At 58.3% G+C, this 14,921-nt stretch carries 18 protein-coding genes and 1 pseudogene; 7 read left to right on the forward strand and 12 right to left on the reverse strand.

Annotation, left to right across the window (positions count from 1 at the left end; genetic code table 11):
* The first annotated feature begins 24 nt into the window (after positions 1-24).
* The 3 genes from ACQKEK_RS02155 to ACQKEK_RS02165 all read left to right on the forward strand — a co-directional run bounded on the left by ACQKEK_RS02155 (position 25) and on the right by ACQKEK_RS02165 (position 2,660).
* A complete protein-coding gene (locus tag ACQKEK_RS02155; RefSeq protein WP_499140924.1) occupies positions 25-867 on the forward strand; it encodes a peptidoglycan DD-metalloendopeptidase family protein in 843 nt (280 codons plus the stop codon).
* A gap of 98 nt (positions 868-965) precedes the next feature.
* Complete coding sequence (rpoS, locus tag ACQKEK_RS02160) at positions 966-1,964, forward strand: RNA polymerase sigma factor RpoS (RefSeq protein ID WP_499140925.1); 999 nt, start codon at positions 966-968, stop codon at positions 1,962-1,964.
* A gap of 549 nt (positions 1,965-2,513) precedes the next feature.
* On the forward strand, positions 2,514-2,660 hold the full coding sequence (locus ACQKEK_RS02165; protein WP_164863192.1) for a hypothetical protein: 147 nt from the start codon (positions 2,514-2,516) through the stop codon (positions 2,658-2,660).
* 21 nt (positions 2,661-2,681) lie between these two features.
* Here ACQKEK_RS02165 and ACQKEK_RS02170 read toward each other — a convergent pair whose 3' ends face one another.
* The gene (locus tag ACQKEK_RS02170; RefSeq protein WP_181689961.1) at positions 2,682-3,095 is read right to left on the reverse strand and encodes an NUDIX hydrolase; all 414 of its coding nucleotides are present in this window, start codon (positions 3,093-3,095) and stop codon (positions 2,682-2,684) included.
* A complete protein-coding gene (locus tag ACQKEK_RS02175) occupies positions 3,092-3,514 on the reverse strand; it encodes a GNAT family N-acetyltransferase (RefSeq protein WP_499140926.1) in 423 nt (140 codons plus the stop codon). The genes ACQKEK_RS02170 and ACQKEK_RS02175 overlap by 4 nt, the downstream gene beginning before the upstream one ends.
* Positions 3,515-3,678: 164 nt before the next feature.
* On the opposite strand from ACQKEK_RS02175, the gene ACQKEK_RS02180 reads away from it, so the two are divergent.
* Together ACQKEK_RS02180 and ACQKEK_RS02185 are read left to right on the forward strand one after the other, a co-directional pair.
* Positions 3,679-5,619: a sodium:solute symporter family protein gene (locus ACQKEK_RS02180; RefSeq protein ID WP_499140927.1), complete on the forward strand. Its 1,941-nt coding sequence runs from the start codon at positions 3,679-3,681 to the stop codon at positions 5,617-5,619.
* Positions 5,620-5,851: 232 nt separating this feature from the next.
* The gene (locus tag ACQKEK_RS02185; protein WP_045428956.1) at positions 5,852-6,367 is read left to right on the forward strand and encodes a hypothetical protein; all 516 of its coding nucleotides are present in this window, start codon (positions 5,852-5,854) and stop codon (positions 6,365-6,367) included.
* A gap of 82 nt (positions 6,368-6,449) precedes the next feature.
* Here ACQKEK_RS02185 and ACQKEK_RS02190 read toward each other — a convergent pair whose 3' ends face one another.
* The 3 genes from ACQKEK_RS02190 to ACQKEK_RS02200 all read right to left on the reverse strand — a co-directional run bounded on the left by ACQKEK_RS02190 (position 6,450) and on the right by ACQKEK_RS02200 (position 8,369).
* Positions 6,450-7,241: an SIR2 family protein gene (locus ACQKEK_RS02190; protein ID WP_064481891.1), complete on the reverse strand. Its 792-nt coding sequence runs from the start codon at positions 7,239-7,241 to the stop codon at positions 6,450-6,452.
* Between the two features lie 8 nt (positions 7,242-7,249).
* Complete coding sequence (locus ACQKEK_RS02195; protein WP_045428952.1) at positions 7,250-7,798, reverse strand: non-canonical purine NTP pyrophosphatase; 549 nt, start codon at positions 7,796-7,798, stop codon at positions 7,250-7,252.
* 127 nt (positions 7,799-7,925) lie between these two features.
* Positions 7,926-8,369 carry a group II truncated hemoglobin gene (locus tag ACQKEK_RS02200; RefSeq protein ID WP_499140928.1) on the reverse strand — a complete coding sequence of 148 codons (444 nt, stop codon included), beginning with the start codon at positions 8,367-8,369 and terminating at the stop codon, positions 7,926-7,928.
* 121 nt (positions 8,370-8,490) lie between these two features.
* Between ACQKEK_RS02200 and ACQKEK_RS02205 the strand changes: the two genes are divergently transcribed.
* On the forward strand, positions 8,491-8,922 hold the full coding sequence (locus ACQKEK_RS02205; RefSeq protein WP_045428948.1) for a universal stress protein: 432 nt from the start codon (positions 8,491-8,493) through the stop codon (positions 8,920-8,922).
* A 21-nt stretch (positions 8,923-8,943) separates the two neighbouring features.
* Here the strand turns inward: ACQKEK_RS02205 and ACQKEK_RS02210 are convergent, their stop codons facing one another.
* Together ACQKEK_RS02210 and ACQKEK_RS02215 are read right to left on the reverse strand one after the other, a co-directional pair.
* A complete protein-coding gene (locus tag ACQKEK_RS02210; RefSeq protein ID WP_064481893.1) occupies positions 8,944-9,288 on the reverse strand; it encodes a YajD family HNH nuclease in 345 nt (114 codons plus the stop codon).
* Between the two features lie 32 nt (positions 9,289-9,320).
* Positions 9,321-10,025, reverse strand: a complete 705-nt coding sequence (locus ACQKEK_RS02215) for a YebC/PmpR family DNA-binding transcriptional regulator (RefSeq protein ID WP_127838774.1) — start codon at positions 10,023-10,025, stop codon at positions 9,321-9,323.
* A gap of 215 nt (positions 10,026-10,240) precedes the next feature.
* Between ACQKEK_RS02215 and ACQKEK_RS02220 the strand changes: the two genes are divergently transcribed.
* Positions 10,241-11,137: an EamA family transporter gene (locus ACQKEK_RS02220; protein WP_127838775.1), complete on the forward strand. Its 897-nt coding sequence runs from the start codon at positions 10,241-10,243 to the stop codon at positions 11,135-11,137.
* 364 nt (positions 11,138-11,501) lie between these two features.
* Here ACQKEK_RS02220 and ACQKEK_RS02225 read toward each other — a convergent pair whose 3' ends face one another.
* The 5 genes and pseudogenes from ACQKEK_RS02225 to ACQKEK_RS02245 form a co-directional block, all read right to left on the reverse strand.
* Complete coding sequence (locus ACQKEK_RS02225) at positions 11,502-12,215, reverse strand: methyl-accepting chemotaxis protein (protein ID WP_486052051.1); 714 nt, start codon at positions 12,213-12,215, stop codon at positions 11,502-11,504.
* 144 nt (positions 12,216-12,359) lie between these two features.
* A pseudogene (locus tag ACQKEK_RS02230) lies at positions 12,360-13,424 on the reverse strand (methyl-accepting chemotaxis protein); the annotation flags it as partial.
* Positions 13,425-13,548: 124 nt separating this feature from the next.
* On the reverse strand, positions 13,549-13,869 hold the full coding sequence (locus ACQKEK_RS02235) for a DUF2025 family protein (RefSeq protein WP_128119448.1): 321 nt from the start codon (positions 13,867-13,869) through the stop codon (positions 13,549-13,551).
* 145 nt (positions 13,870-14,014) lie between these two features.
* A complete protein-coding gene (locus ACQKEK_RS02240) occupies positions 14,015-14,692 on the reverse strand; it encodes an MOSC domain-containing protein (protein WP_499140929.1) in 678 nt (225 codons plus the stop codon).
* 38 nt (positions 14,693-14,730) lie between these two features.
* A complete protein-coding gene (locus ACQKEK_RS02245) occupies positions 14,731-14,919 on the reverse strand; it encodes a hypothetical protein (protein ID WP_128119446.1) in 189 nt (62 codons plus the stop codon).
* Positions 14,920-14,921: the final 2 nt, after the last annotated feature.

The following is a 14,921-nucleotide window of genomic DNA, read 5'->3' on the forward strand; positions in this document are numbered from 1 at the left end:
CTTGTCGATCATAGGGAGCGGGTATTGAAGCTCACAGCCAGCACGCGGTGGATACGCTGTTCATCAGTCCGTTGCGCGCTTGTCGCCTTGTTGGCGGGTTCGTTACTGGTCGGGTGCGCCACCTCGCCGTCAGGCGGCGTGAGTGTCGTCGATCGTAACAACCGGGACCGTGTAACCAGCGGGCACTACACCGTTCAGCGCGGAGACACGCTCTGGTCGATCGCTTTCCGCTTTGGCTGGGACTGGCGCGATCTGGCACGGGTCAACAATATCCGACCACCGCATGTGATCTACCCAGGCCAGACGATTCGCTTCAGTGGCCAGGCACCCCGTGCCGTTGCCACTCGTCCGGAAACCGCTCCCCCCGCGTCTGCGCCCAGCACGCCGCCCATCGTGACGAACCCGGTACCGACGCCGCCGCCTTTGACGCGACCCACCGTAGCGGCGCCCAAGCCTGCTGCGCCGAACACCCCGATCAAGCCGGTTACCCGCTCCGCAAGCGGCTGGGCCTGGCCTGCAGGCGGCACGGTTATTGGCCGTTTCTCCTCAAACGGAAGTTTGAATAAAGGCATTGATATCGCCGGGGAATTAGGACAGCCTGTTTTAGCTGCTTCTGATGGGGCTGTTGTGTACGCCGGCAGTGGTTTACGGGGTTACGGCGAACTTGTGATCATCAAGCACAGCGATACCTATGTAAGTGCCTACGGCCACAACCGCAGGCTGCTGGTTCAGGAGGGTCAACAAGTCAAAGCTGGGCAAACTATTGCCGAGATGGGATCGACTGGAACCGACCGGGTGAAGCTGCACTTTGAGATTCGCCGCCAAGGCAAACCTGTAGATCCGCTGCAATATCTGCCAAAGCGATGATTTGATGCTGCCTGTTCTGGCACTAGGAGGGGCTTGAGCGATGCCAGGGAACGCGTGCCGCCCAAGCCTGTTGTCGAACTCAGAACAGGAAAACAATAATGGCTCTCAAAAAAGAAGTGCCGGAGTTTGACGTAGACGATGCAGTTCTACTCATGGAACCGTCCGCGGACACAGATCCGATTACCGAGATCTCCCGCGTCGGCTCGGTCGGCACCAAGTCCAAGACCGCAACGGTCAAGCAACACAAGTTCATCGATTACACCCGCGCGCTCGACGCCACCCAGCTCTACCTCAACGAAATCGGTTTTTCCCCCCTGCTGACACCCGAACAGGAAGTGCACTTCGCGCGTCTCGCGCAGAAGGGCGATCCGGCGGGGCGCAAGCGCATGATAGAAAGCAATCTGCGGCTGGTCGTGAAAATCGCTCGACGCTATGTCAATCGAGGTTTGTCACTGCTGGATCTGGTGGAAGAGGGAAATCTTGGGCTGATCCGTGCGGTCGAGAAATTCGACCCTGAGCGTGGTTTCCGTTTCTCGACCTATGCAACCTGGTGGATCAGGCAGACCATCGAGCGGGCGATCATGAATCAAACTCGGACCATTCGTCTGCCGATTCATGTGGTCAAGGAGCTGAACGTTTACCTGCGGGCAGCGCGCGAGCTGACGCAGAAGCTCGATCATGAGCCTAGCCCCGAGGAAATCGCTAACCTGCTTGAAAAACCTGTTGCTGAGGTCAAACGGATGCTCGGGCTGAATGAGCGCGTGACCTCGGTTGACGTCTCCCTAGGACCGGACACCGACAAGACCTTGCTCGATACCCTGACCGATGACCGGCCAAGCGACCCCTGCGAGCTTTTGCTCGACGACGATCTGTCCGAGAGCATCGATCAGTGGCTGTCCGACCTAACTGAAAAACAGCGGGAAGTGGTTATCCGACGCTTTGGTCTGCGCGGCCATGAAAGCTGCACTTTAGAAGAGGTCGGCCAGGAGATTGGCTTGACCCGAGAGCGGGTTCGGCAGATTCAGGTCGAAGCACTCAAACGGCTCCGTGAAATTCTGGAGCGTAACGGTCTTTCCAGTGAATCGCTGTTCCGCTAGGCCCCGTTGCCCCTTACCTGCGCGGTAAGGGGCAAGATTTCTATCCGCTATGTCGGCTGCACTGCAGCTTAGCGGCGGTCGATTGAATAAGAGGGCTTAACTCTCGATTCTCACGACTTCTGCTTAGACGATTCCTCACGTAAGCATTTGCTTACAGAGTGTGTAAGCAAAGCTAGTAGCGTTGACCGGGCGGATCGCCATTCCAAGAAAAATAGATGTCTAAGTCCTTGATTTAGCTGAGTAATAGTTTTTATTAAGATGGTGGCTCCGTTGCCATCATGCATTTTTCAGAGTTGCCGTTGTCGCTCAAATCCTTAATATCGCAACCGTGCTCAGGGACAAGCACAGCCGGCAAGGATGTCGGGCAGGATCAGCCGCTGGATGCGGTTTCATCAGGATGATGAGTAGGAAAAAAGGGAAGTAGGGAAGGAGGCGGGCGGGGGTTAACCCCCGCCCCTTTTTTTGTGTGGAGTTTTTGTATAGGTGGGTGCGCGAACGACTGCGCGGGTGAACGGACTAATAGCCGTAACCTAACCAGAGGTGCTCACCATGAACGGCAACGAACCGAATCAACCTGCCCAGCCTGGGCGAGATGAAGAAGACCCGGTCAAACGTGATCCAGATGAGGCTAATGAAGACCAGCTGGATGAGGCCTTGGAAGAGACCTTCCCGGCAAGTGATCCCATTTCTCCGTAGCTGCTGATTGGTGCCCTACCTTTAGTCTGTAAGCAGCCTTCGGCGCAGTGCGGGAAGTACCTGCTCTCGTAGCAGGGGCGCCAGATGTCCCTGCCGCTCTGCATGTACTTCCAGCCAGTCCAGCGCGTCGATTTCCGCCTGTACCTTTACCGAGGCTTCTAGGCGCGCAACGAACACGTCCGCTTCCACCCAATGGTCCGGTTCGTTTGCCGCCCGCGACTGAAAATGGCCGAGCGACTCCAGCTTCGACGGCTCGATCAGCAGATCCAGTTCCTCATGCAGTTCCCTCTCCAGCGCTTGCCGAGGTGTCTCCTCACCCTCGATCTTGCCGCCAGGCAACATGAACGCCTGGGTGCCGCGCTTGCGTACGATCAATACGCGTCCCGCCTCATCAAGCAGGCAGGCAGTGGCGATTTTCAGAACGGTTAATGTCATGCCGCTTGCTCCTTATCGTGACATAGCGCCACAAGCGTCTTGTGTTGGTTATAGCGTTGCAGGCGAAGGGCGAGTGACTCTGGCAAAGCAGTGGTCTCACCGAAACTCAGTTGCTTGTAGAAAGACGCTAACCCCGGCTCACAAAATAACCATACAGGCCCTTCGCAGGCGGCCAGCGCTTGGGCCACCAGGCGTGTCGCGAAACCCTGGTTACGGTGGCTTGGCGCGACCAGCAAACCGGTTAGCCAATGGCCGCCATCGACGCCTGTGAGACATAGCCCCGCAACAATCTCCACATGCTGTGCGACCCAGTAGCGGGCACCGGCTGGCGCCCGCATATGGCTGCGGTGGGCTCGGTAGAATTTGTTAAGCAAAGGTCGGCTTTGGTCTGGCAGTTGACGCAACTGAGGTGCTTCCATGAGCAGTTCTCCATCAATGCTGTCGGATATTAACCGATGCTCTTCGGACCAGCGGGCCATGAGTCCGAGCTGGATTCGATGTTCGCTCCGTTCATCCGGCGCCTGCAATTTTCCACCATAGCTCGCGCTCTCAGAAGAACAGCCTCCAGCTAGGACATAACAAAATGTTGGACCTACTGATCGTCATGGCCTTCGTTCTCTACGGTCTGGGTTCCGGCCTGCGCGCACGGGGTAAGGCGTCCCAAAGCCTCGACGAATACTTTCTTGCAGGCAGGACTATCAAAGGGTGGAAGGCAGGCTTTTCCATGGGGGCGACCCAGTTCGCGGCCGATACGCCGCTGTTGGTGACCGGTCTGGTCGCGACGGCGGGCGTCTTTGCGCTATGGCGTCTGTGGATCTACGGCCTCGCGTTCCTGCTGATGGCATTCATCTTTGCGGTGGGCTGGCGCCGCGCCGGAGTGCTGACCGACGCAGAGCTGACCTGTGTGCGCTATAGCGGCAAAGGTGTCACGCCGCTGCGTCTGCTCAAGGCTATCTATTACGGCACAGTGATCAACTGTGTGGTGTTGGCAATGGTCCTGGTAGCTGCCATTCGTATCGCTGAGGTATTCCTACCGTGGCATCTGTGGTTACCGGCTGGCCTCTATGAGCCTATCGTCGCGTTGATCGCCAATCTGGGCATCCAGCTTGGCGAGAGCATTACTGGACTCGATCCGGCGATGATGAGTGCCAACAACTTGATTTCGATCCTGCTGATCCTCGCATTTACCGCGATGTACTCGATCACGGGCGGTTTACGTGCTGTGGTACAGACTGACGTTATGCAGTTCAGCTTGGCGATGATCGGCACACTGCTCTACGCCTGGTTCGTGATCGACGCAGCGGGCGGTTTGAGCGGGCTGACCGACCGCATCGTCGAACTCTACGGCAGCGAGCAGGCGAGCAGAATGTTGTCTTTCGCCCCGCCTGCAGATGCGGGCGAGGCGTTGATGCCGTTTCTGGTGATCGTTGGTCTGCAGTGGTTCTTCCAGATGAACGCTGACGGTACCGGCTACTTGGCGCAGCGAAGCATGGCATGCCCCACCGACCGTGACGCCCGGATTGCCGGCTTGGTGTTCACCTGGCTGCAGATATTCCTGCGCAGCCTGTTCTGGATGGCGATTGCCGTTGGATTACTGGTGTTGTATCCCTTCACCCCCGGTGACATGGCCGGTGACGGTTTCACTGCTGGGCGAGAGGCCTTGTTCGTAGAGGGTATCGAGGACCTGCTGCCACCAGGCGTAAGGGGCTTGATGCTCGTCGGCTTGCTGGCTGCGCTGGCTTCAACCGTCGATACGCACCTCAATTGGGGGGCTTCCTATTGGAGTAATGATGTCTATGGAGGCGTGTTCGCGCCACACGTGCTAAAGCGCAAGCCAAAGGATCGCGAGCTAGTGCTGGTCGCACGGTTGTCGAATGTACTGATCCTGGTGATCGCGATGATCATCATGGCCAATCTTGGATCGATCCAGACCGCCTGGTTCATTTCACTGCTATTCGGCGCGGGTATGGGCTCGGTACTGGTGCTGCGCTGGCTATGGGAGAGGATAAACCTCTATTCAGAGTTAACGGCGATGGCGGTGTCGCTGATAACGGCACCACTGCTGCTCTATTACCTTGGCACCGACCCTGATCGTGAGTGGATGCGACTTGGAATCATGGCACTGACGACCACCTCCGCCGCAATCCTGGTGACCTTCATTACCCCCGCTACCGACGACGCCACACTTAAGCGCTTCTACAGTCGTGTACGTCCGTTTGGCTTCTGGCGGCGTGCGGCGATGCTCAATGGGGTCGCAGGCGCCGTTTCGGTCAAGGCTCTTGGTACACGTCTTTTTGCTGTTGCGGTGACTGCCGTTTCGCTGTTCTCCCTGCTGGTCGGTGTAGGGCGCTTGATGTTTCCGCCACCGGATGGTTCTTCAGTGATCAGCTGGGTATGCATAGCGGTGGGCCTGTTGCTGGTACCGGTCTGGTTGCGGATCGCCATCGGACATGAGTTCGATAGCGACCCCGAAGACGAACAGCTGCCGGATGAAATGGCGACACCAGAAAACAGCACTTACTGATCACCGTGCCGAGTGAATTGCCGTTTCGCTAGTTTCCCGTTTCGTTTGTTTTATATGGCTGAGAAAGTATCTACTGCAATAGGTTTTGCTAATAAAAAAGTTCTTGATAAACAAGTGTTTGCATTATATACCTAAAATAAAATGAACAGTCATGACGTGTTCCTGTCATTAACAGTGCGCACCGAATAAGTTGCGCATTCCGCCATAGTTAGCAAGAACAAGAGGTGTTGTCATGAACAGACTTTTCAAAACTTCCCTCCTGGTCGCCGCCATGCTTCCCGCCATCGCAGTTGCCGCTCCGGTGGCAGGTGATCGTGAAGTTACGCTGGGTGGCGCGGGCAGCAGCGATAAGGACTTCGACGATACAGTGTTTTCCGTACAAGGTAGTTGGGGCACATATCTGGACGAGGCTTCCATGTGGGGTGTTCGGCAAACCGTAAATGCCCGTGACTCGGAAGGGGAGAGCGTGCAGTTCGACGGTTCGACCCGTGTGTTCTACGACTATCACTTCGGTAGTGGCAATACTCGTCCGTTCGTCGGGGTGAGTGTTGGTGGGATCTATGGCGAGGAGGTTGATGAAACCTTTATGGGGGGGCCGGAAGTCGGTATTAAGTACTGGGTTCAGGACAAAACCTTCATCACTGCAATGGCCGAGTATCAATTCCTCTTCAAAAGTGGAAGCGATGCGCGGGATCGTTACGATGACGGCGCGTTCTTCTACAGCGTCGGTATTGGCTACAACTACTGAAGCCAACAAGTGCGATGTTTAACGGCATCGCACTTGCTATTTTCGCTGCGCTGGGCGGGATTCAAGCTGCGCGCAACCTCCCTCAGCCCTCCACCAATTCTTTCAGAAAATTCTGCAATGCCAGCCCTGGTTCGTCATCTTCAGAGGTGATCATCCGGATGCCCCACTGACTAAGGATTTCTTCCTGCACGGGGTTGGGTTTATGCGAAAAAACATATGAGATCGGCCGAACGCCTAGCGTTTCGTGTTGGTTCCAGATCTTTGAAAGCTTGTAAAACAGCAATCTGATATTGGTATCGGAAAGGCTGTAGCCGATAAACAGAACGGCCTTGCTCAAGGTGTCCGCGCGCAGTTTGATATCCAACGGTGTTTCGAACTGCAGCCTTTCGTAGTAGCTAGTCTCGTCCAGCACGATGGAGTTATCGTCGTCGAAGTCGCCATGGAACTTGACGATTTGTCGCACGCCGTCTCGCGCCTTGACCAGATCGCTTGCATTGGCAATTTTCAGATAGCTGACGCCGTGAGCGTCGTGCGCGTTCTCTAGCCAGCGATCATAGTTGGTGGTGTAAATGGCAGGAAACCGGCCCTGGACGATCAACCGGTGAATTTCCGAGTCGCGAATATCGATGTTCTTGTGCCATTCACGGTCCATCCAGCTGCGCAGCGGCCCGATATTCCCTTTCTTGATGCGGTAGTACTCGGCAAGCGAAAGGAAGTTTCCGTAGGTATCGAATACGTCGGGATCGTACTCGAGCTGAGCGGCGATCTCATCGATAAGCTCGCGCCATGGCGGCAGCCCGATGTTGGCGGACACCCCCGAGCCAACAAAGAGAATCAGGCGGTTATTTCTGTATGCCTCCAGAAGCTTTTGCATCAACTACCTCAGCCCCGTCGCAAGTGCGTGATGAAGGCATCCAGAGCGCGCCTGCGCATCGAAAGGTCGTTATGTACACCGCCCAGTTCTGCGAAGGTGCACGAATAGCCGTCGGGCACGAATACGTTGTCCCATTCGAAACCCTGGTCGCCGGCAGGAGTGCGGGAGATCTTGCCGGTGACCTCGCCCTTGAAGAAGTGCCGCTTGCGGCCGTCGCAGTAGCCGATCAACGTCCGTGCTACGGCCGATGGGTCGTCGAGGCTGCCAATCAGATCGGAAAAACGTACGGCGTGCAGACGATCCCAAAAGGTCTGTGTAAGGCCGCCAGGAAAACCGTTCAGGCTGTTGATGAACAGGCCGGAATGCTCGACGAACACCGGCTTGCCAATTAGCTTGAATGCGTCCAACAGCTTGTCACTGACCAGTTGGTTCAGGTCCTCGGTCTGTGTTTCAACGATGCGCACCGGGAACTTGACGATCTCGATACCGCTTTTGCCTAGAAATTCTTCTGCATCGCGAATCTTCTGCTCGTTCACCGAGGCAAAGCGGATCTTCATGGAATTCCCTGGTTGCGTGATTCAGTGTCGCCGTGTTGGCAACGGCCTCACAAGGTATGACGCAGCTATGTGCAAGGGGTTCGGCGGCGTGCAGACGCCAGGCTACTCGAGCCGAGGTACAGCGAGGTTACAGTGGAGCCGACTGCTGGGGGCAGGTGTGCTGGCCTGCTTGGAGAATACGCTCTGCAGGAATTTGCAACTGGGCCAGCAGGTAATCGGCGAAGTCTGCGGAGTATCCCTGCTTGGCGATCGCCAGAGCCATGCATCCGAGCCAGGCATCGCGCTCGGCTTCGCCGACCTTCCAGCGGGTGTGAAATTGCGGAATGTTGATGCTGCCGTAGTGTTCCGCGTAGCGACGTGGGCCGCCCAACCAGCCGCAAAGGAAGGCTGCGAGCCGCTTGCGCGATTCGATCAGGTCGCGTGGATACAGGCGGCGGACGCAGATCGCGTCTTCGCGCTCGTCCATGATCTGGTAGAACGCTTCGACCAGGCGGGTCAGCCCAGACTCGCCACCCGCTGCCTGGAACGAAGCATCGCCTACGCCAAACGGAACGCTGAGAGTTGTACTCATGGTAAGGCCTCGAAATGGCGACAACCGTGGAGATTGATCCAGAGCAACGGATGCGATTTTGGCAGTCGGGCGCGCCGGGATGATGGTCTATGCTGTCGACAAAACTGGTTGGAGACTCGCTATGCGCAACATTCTTCTCGCTTATGACGGTTCGGACAACGCCAAACGGGCTTTGCAATACATCATCGATTTCGCCACCGACGCGCCTAAGCCGCCCGAGGTGCACGTGCTGAACGTGCAGCAGGAGCCGGTGCTCTACGGCGAGTTCGTCACTGCGGGTACGGTTGATGAGTTGAACAAGAGTTTTATCGACAAGTCGAACCGAACCCTTGCAGAAGCCGCTGCGGCACTCAAGACTGCGGGAATTGCGCACCAGACTCACGCCATCCTGGGCAACGTGGCGGAGCAGGTGAACGATGCCGTGCAACGGTTTGGTTGCGACACCGTAGTGATGGGCACCCGCGGCCTTGGCAGCTTTACTGGCATGCTGATGGGCTCGGTCGCCAATCGTGTGGTTCATGAGGTCTCGGTGCCGGTCCTTCTGGTGAAGTGACCGACACCTGTTTTGTCATCCTCAGTCCGGCTTGCGCTTGAGCAAGTCGGCCAGATTGGCAAAAGCCTTGAACGTCTCTTTCGGCCCCAGGTCGCTCCCCGGCCGGGCTTCGGCGTGATACTGGTTGTCGGTATAGCGCGAGTGCTCGTTGTCGTGGCAGTACAGGCAGAGCAACTCCCAGTTGGAACCATCTTCCGGGTTGTTGTCGTGGTTGTGGTCCTTGTGATGGACCGTCAACTCGCTCAGTCGCTTGCCGGAAAACTCCCGCGCACAGCGCCCACAGACCCACGGGTACATCTTCAGGGCCTTTTCACGATAACCCTGTTCGCGCTGGGCATAGGGGGTGTTGGGTTTGTTCGTACTCATCGCTGTGCCTCTAGCTCAACGGTTGATATGCGTTAGCCGGCCAGGCCGACGTAGACATTTTGCACATCGTCATGGGCGTCGATGGCGCTGAGGAAGGCTTCGACTTCCTCAAGCTCGGCTTCGGACAGCGTCGTCACGGGATTCTTCGGGCGGTAGCCGAGCTGTGCCGACTGTACGGTGAAGCCTTGCTCCGGCAGGGCGCGGCAGACCACGTCCATGTCCGTGGCGTCGCTGATGAACAGCGTGGCACCATCCTCAGCAGCTTCGAAATCCTGCGCGCCGGCTTCGATGGCGGCCAGTTCGGGATCGGCATCGGCAGTCGCCGGCGCGGCTTCGATCATGCCGCAGTGATCGAAGTCCCAGGCGACCGAGCCGGAGGCGCCGAGCTGGCCCTTGCGAAACAGCACTCGGATCTCTGCCACGGTGCGGTTGACGTTGTCGGTCAGGCACTCGACGATCACCGGAACCTGATGCGGCGCGAAGCCTTCATAGGTGGTGCGCTCGTAGTTGACGCTCTCACCTAGCAGCCCTGCACCTTTCTTGATGGCGCGCTCGAGGGTCTCGCGGGGCATCGAGGCCTTCTTGGCCTGCTCCACCACCAGGCGTAAGCGAGGATTCATGTCCGGGTCGGCGCCGCTGCGCGCCGCGATCATGATTTCTTTCGACAGTTTGCCGAAGGTACGACCTTTGGCGTTGGCTGCCGCTTCCTTATGTTTCGCTTTCCACTGTGCGCCCATGAATGCTCTCGTGATGGCTGAGGTTGTTGAAGATCGACTGACCGCGATTCTAGCCGTTGCTGCGGCAGCAGGCACGGGCTGTGCGTAACTCGAGCGCCGCGGCAGGACGTATGGCGGGTAAGCCTGTCGACTGTAACGCCCAAATGCCTCCCTGCTGTATGAGTACCGGGTCGCTGCAGGCAGCTTTAATGCGTTTTTGTCTGGGGAACTGTGCCATGGCACCGAAGGACCTGATGCTGGCCCTGGTTGTGATTGTCGTCTGGGGTATGAATTTCGTCGTGATCAAGGTCGGCCTGGATGACATCCCGCCGATGCTGTTGGGGTCGCTGCGCTTTCTGCTCGCGGCATTTCCGGCGGTGTTGTTTATCAAGCGGCCACAGATGCCGCTGCGCTGGTTGTTGGCTTATGGCGGGACCATCTCGCTCGGTCAGTTCGCCTTTCTCTTCTCCGCGATGAAGGTCGGCATGCCCGCTGGCCTGGCCTCGTTGGTGCTGCAGTCGCAGGCGTTCTTCACGCTGTTCTTCGCCGTGCTATTTCTTGGCGAACGGCTCCGTGCAAGCAATCTGGTCGGGCTGATGATTGCCGCTGGCGGTTTGCTGCTGATCGGCATGCAAGGCGACCGCAGCATGACGCTGGCAGGCTTCCTGCTGACCATCTGCGCGGCATCCATGTGGGCACTGGGCAATATCGTTACCCGCAAGGTGGGCAAGGTGAATCTGGTCGGGCTGGTAGTGTGGGGCAGCCTAATTCCACCGATTCCGTTCTTCGCGCTGTCGTGGGTGCTGGAGGGGCCGGAAGCGATCGGGGGTGCATTGCGTGGTTTCGGGATGGATTCAGCGCTGGTGCTGATCTACTTAGCGTTCGGCGCGACCATTCTTGGCTACGGGCTCTGGAGTCGTCTGTTGTCGCGCTATCCGGCCAATACCGTTGCGCCGTTCTCGCTGCTCGTACCCGTCGTTGGGCTGACCTCTGCCGCGGTACTGCTGGACGAGCACCTGGGCCTGCTCCAAGCGGTTGGCGCGCTGCTGGTCATGCTGGGTCTGGTGATCAACGTAGGCGGGGGATGGGTGGTTGGCCGACTGCGCACGGCTTTCGGCAGTCCAGCGGCTTGACAGCAAAGCGCCCCGCGACGGTGTCCGGGCGGGGCGCTCTACCAGCGTTGTGATCTAGCGAGCGGCGTGACTGCCCAACAAAGGTGCGGGTCCGCTGGCTTTATCCCGTTTGGCCGCGCGCTTTTCCTGCGCAGTCTTGAGGGGTTTCTTTTTCGCATTCTTCTTTGTATCCATACCTTTGCTCATGATGTCGCCTCGCTGATGGGTGGCTTAGTGATGCATCCGTGCGTGGGTCTGCTCTGTGGCCAGTGCACCTCGGCGTGAGCGTGAAGATTGAATTAGTCTGGCAGAGCCTACGCCTGCCATGCAGGAATGGATAGCGACATCTAGCGGCGTGGCTAACCAAACCCTTGTGAGCGAAAAATCAGATCTTGAACCGGCCGATCAGCGTCTGCAGCTCACCGCCCAGCTGGGCGAGGCGGGCGGTAGAGGTGGCCGTCTCCCGAGCCGCTTCGGCGGATTGGTCGGCGACGTCGCGCACGCTGAGCACGCTGCGATTGATTTCTTCGGCCACCGAACTCTGCTGTTCGGCGGCGGTGGCGATCTGCTGGTTCATCGCCTGGATGACCGAGACAGTTTCGGTAATGGCTTGCAGCTCCGTGCCCACTTCTCGAGCGAGGGTGACGGTATCGCGAGCCAGGGTGCTGCTGCTGTCCATCATTCCGGATGCCGTGCGGGCGCCTTTCTGTAGGTTGGCGATCAGGGCTTCGATCTGCGCCGTGGATTGCTGCGTGCGTTGGGCAAGTCCCCGTACCTCATCGGCAACCACTGCGAAACCGCGACCGGCTTCACCCGCCCGGGCAGCCTCGATGGCGGCGTTCAGTGCAAGCAGGTTGGTCTGTTCGGCGATGCCGTTGATCACGGTAAGCACGGTGCTGATGCCGTCAGTTTCCTGGTTTAGCTGGGTCATGGCCTCAGCCGAAAGCGTGACTTCGCTGGAGAGCCGATCGATCTGCGACAGGGCGCGCTGGACCACGGTATTGCCTTTGGCGGCCTGTTGATCGGCGCGTTGGGCTGCGCTCGACGCTTCTTCGGCATTGCGCGCGACCTCTTGCACCGTCGCGGTCATCTCATGCATGGCCGTGGCGACCTGATCGGTTTCCTGGCGCTGGCTGCTGACGCCAGCACTGGTCTGCTCGGTCACCGCAGATAATTCCTCCGAGGCAGTGGCCAGCTGCGTGGTGATGCCGCCGATATGCCCGATCAGCGTTTGCAGGTTACCGCGCGTTTTGCTCAGTGCCTGAAGCAATTGGCCGAACTCGTCATGGCGCGGCTCCGGAGCCTGACCGGTCATGTCGCCAGCGCCGATGCGCTCGGCGATCTGCACTGCCTGGTTGAGTGGCTGCGTAATCTGACGGACGATCAGCCAGCCGATCAGGACGCCCAGGACAACCGCCGCCAAGGTGATGCCGATGACCTGAATCTTCTTCGTCTGGGCATCATTGGCGCTTTTCTCCGTCTGGCTGGAGATGATGCTGCGGGCCTGGTCGTAGAGCTTGGCAAAAATGGCCTCCATGTCCTGACGCGCCTGTTGTTGGCTGGCTACGATGGGCGGCAGCTTCTTCACCAGATCGACGTACTCGGTAGCGCTGGCCTTGAGCGTTTTCAGGCTTTCGGCTTGAGGGCCGATCAGCTCTTCTTCCAGCGGTGAAATGGCCGCGTTTAACGCCTCGAATTGCTGGCTCAAGGTCTGTAGGGCGGCTTCGGATTCTTCCATCAGATAACCGCGCACGGTGAAGCGCAGCAGGCGGTTCTGCTTGGAAAGCTCGGTGGTCATCAGGGCAATGTTGGCGATATCACTGGTCGGGTGCAGGACCGGGTTCCCCTGGACGCCGTTCCAGCGTTGTTCCAGATTGGCAATCAGCTTGTCGGTGGTGTTGCCAGCATCGACCCAGTTGGCACGCGTCTGCTTTTTCAGTGCATGCAGCGCGACGAGGTTCTCAAATGCTGCCTGGTAGTCCCGAGCCTGGTTGACGATGGCTTGCAGATACTCGCGGTCCTGCGGCTCCGAAAAGCTGGCCTTTTTCTGCTCTACAAGCTGAGCGATTTTAGCCACCGAGTCGGTGACCTGAGCGACGTACTTCTGGTCGCCACGCTCTTCGAAGCGCACCTGCGCATAGCGGATCTGATTGGCCTCGTTGAGCAGGTTTTCAGCGGTTTGCGCTTTATCGCTTCGTGAAATCAGGGCGTCCATGCTGAGCACGCCGATAGCGGCAACGCAGATGGTGAGCAGCAATACCGCAGCGAAGCCCAGCGCCAGCTTGTAGCTGACTTTGAGATTTTTCATTGTTGTTCCTCAGGCTGGCAGTGCCGATGACGATGGGTCGTACAATGACATCGGCCCGATCTGCCAATACTTGAGGCGGTTGTCTGATGACTTGACTCCGTTTTCGCTCGTTAGTGGCTGTGCATCATTGCCTGACACGTTGCGCCTGGATCTCGGGCAGATCCCGCCTGCGCATATACGCCAGTAACGGCTCTGTGACAGCCAACCGATCATTGATGTTCTGGTCCAGCAGCAACTGGATCAGCTCGCGCTTGAGGATCATCAACTCGTTGTCGACGGTCTGCCAGACGAATTCGCTCGCCGGTGTGATGCTGGTATCGGCGACATCCATGCCGAACGAGTCTTCGCTGAACCGGACGATGTGCTTGCCGCTTTTGCCGTTGAAACCCACAAAACCTTGCAGGCAGTCGGCGGCCTGGCAGATGTCGGCGGAAGTGATGCTCATGTAAACCTCGGTATCGATTCGGGTGGTTTACACGCAGGGCAGGCGTTTGATGTGCTTGGCGACCTTACTTTTGCGGTCGCTCGATGGAAGGCATTGTCGCGGTCAGCGTTGCGTCTGAACAGCGGCACGACGCCGCTTGCCGTCATCAGAACAACGCACCCTGATCCTGTTGCCTGCGTCGACTGTCCAGGCGTTGACGAAAGCGCGTGCGGTATTCGCTTGCAAGCGGCGACAGACCGGCCAGCCAGGCGAGTTCGGTATCGCTGATGTCCTCATTCATGAATCCGCGCCAGACGCGCAAGACGCTGGCGGTCGGGCTCGGCCTGTCGATCAAATGCAGATCAGCTCCAGGGCGAACAGCGCCGGCTTCCAGGGTTCGGTAGAGCCATCCGGTTCTGCCGCTTTTGGCCAGTTGCCGGGCTAGGCCTCGGGCGTCATGTCGTCGGTCCAGGTTGCTGCAAGGCGAGCGGGGCTGACTGACTTCGATCAGGGCGTCACCCCAGCGAAAGCGGTCCCCGATGCAGACCTGGCGTTCATCCAGGCCCAACGTTGAAAGATTCTCGCCAAACGCGGCTGGGCCGATCGCTTGCAAGTGGGGGTAAAGCTTGCACCAATGCCGGTAGTGATCGGCCGGGTAATGGCAAAGGCTGCGATCCGGCCCGCCATGGAAACGGTGATCGGCGACACGGTCACCTTGCAGCCCGTTGAGATCGAGCCAGACGTCATTCGTGGCGCGTTGCTTGTCTATGCCCGAAAGCTTCTCGGTGCCCGGCAGCCGCAGCAGTAGGTCGCGTAGGAAGGGGCCTTCAACCGGCCATTGCATGACGGTGCTCTGATTGGATGAACAAGGGCAAGGGCTTTTCAAGCTTCGTTGAGTCGGGCCAGCTCTCGGCGCACCATGGCGGCAAACTCTGGCGGCTTCAACTGATACAGCTCGGTGGCGACCCAGGCCAGCCAGCGCGGACCCACTATCTCTCGGTGCTCCAATAGCCGTCGCGCTTCGGCTGTTGCCCGCTCGGCATGTTGCTGATGAAACTCCGACCGGCTCATGT

The sequence above is a fragment of the Pseudomonas sp. NPDC077408 genome, from assembly GCF_050269105.1.
Taxonomy (GTDB): domain Bacteria; phylum Pseudomonadota; class Gammaproteobacteria; order Pseudomonadales; family Pseudomonadaceae; genus Stutzerimonas.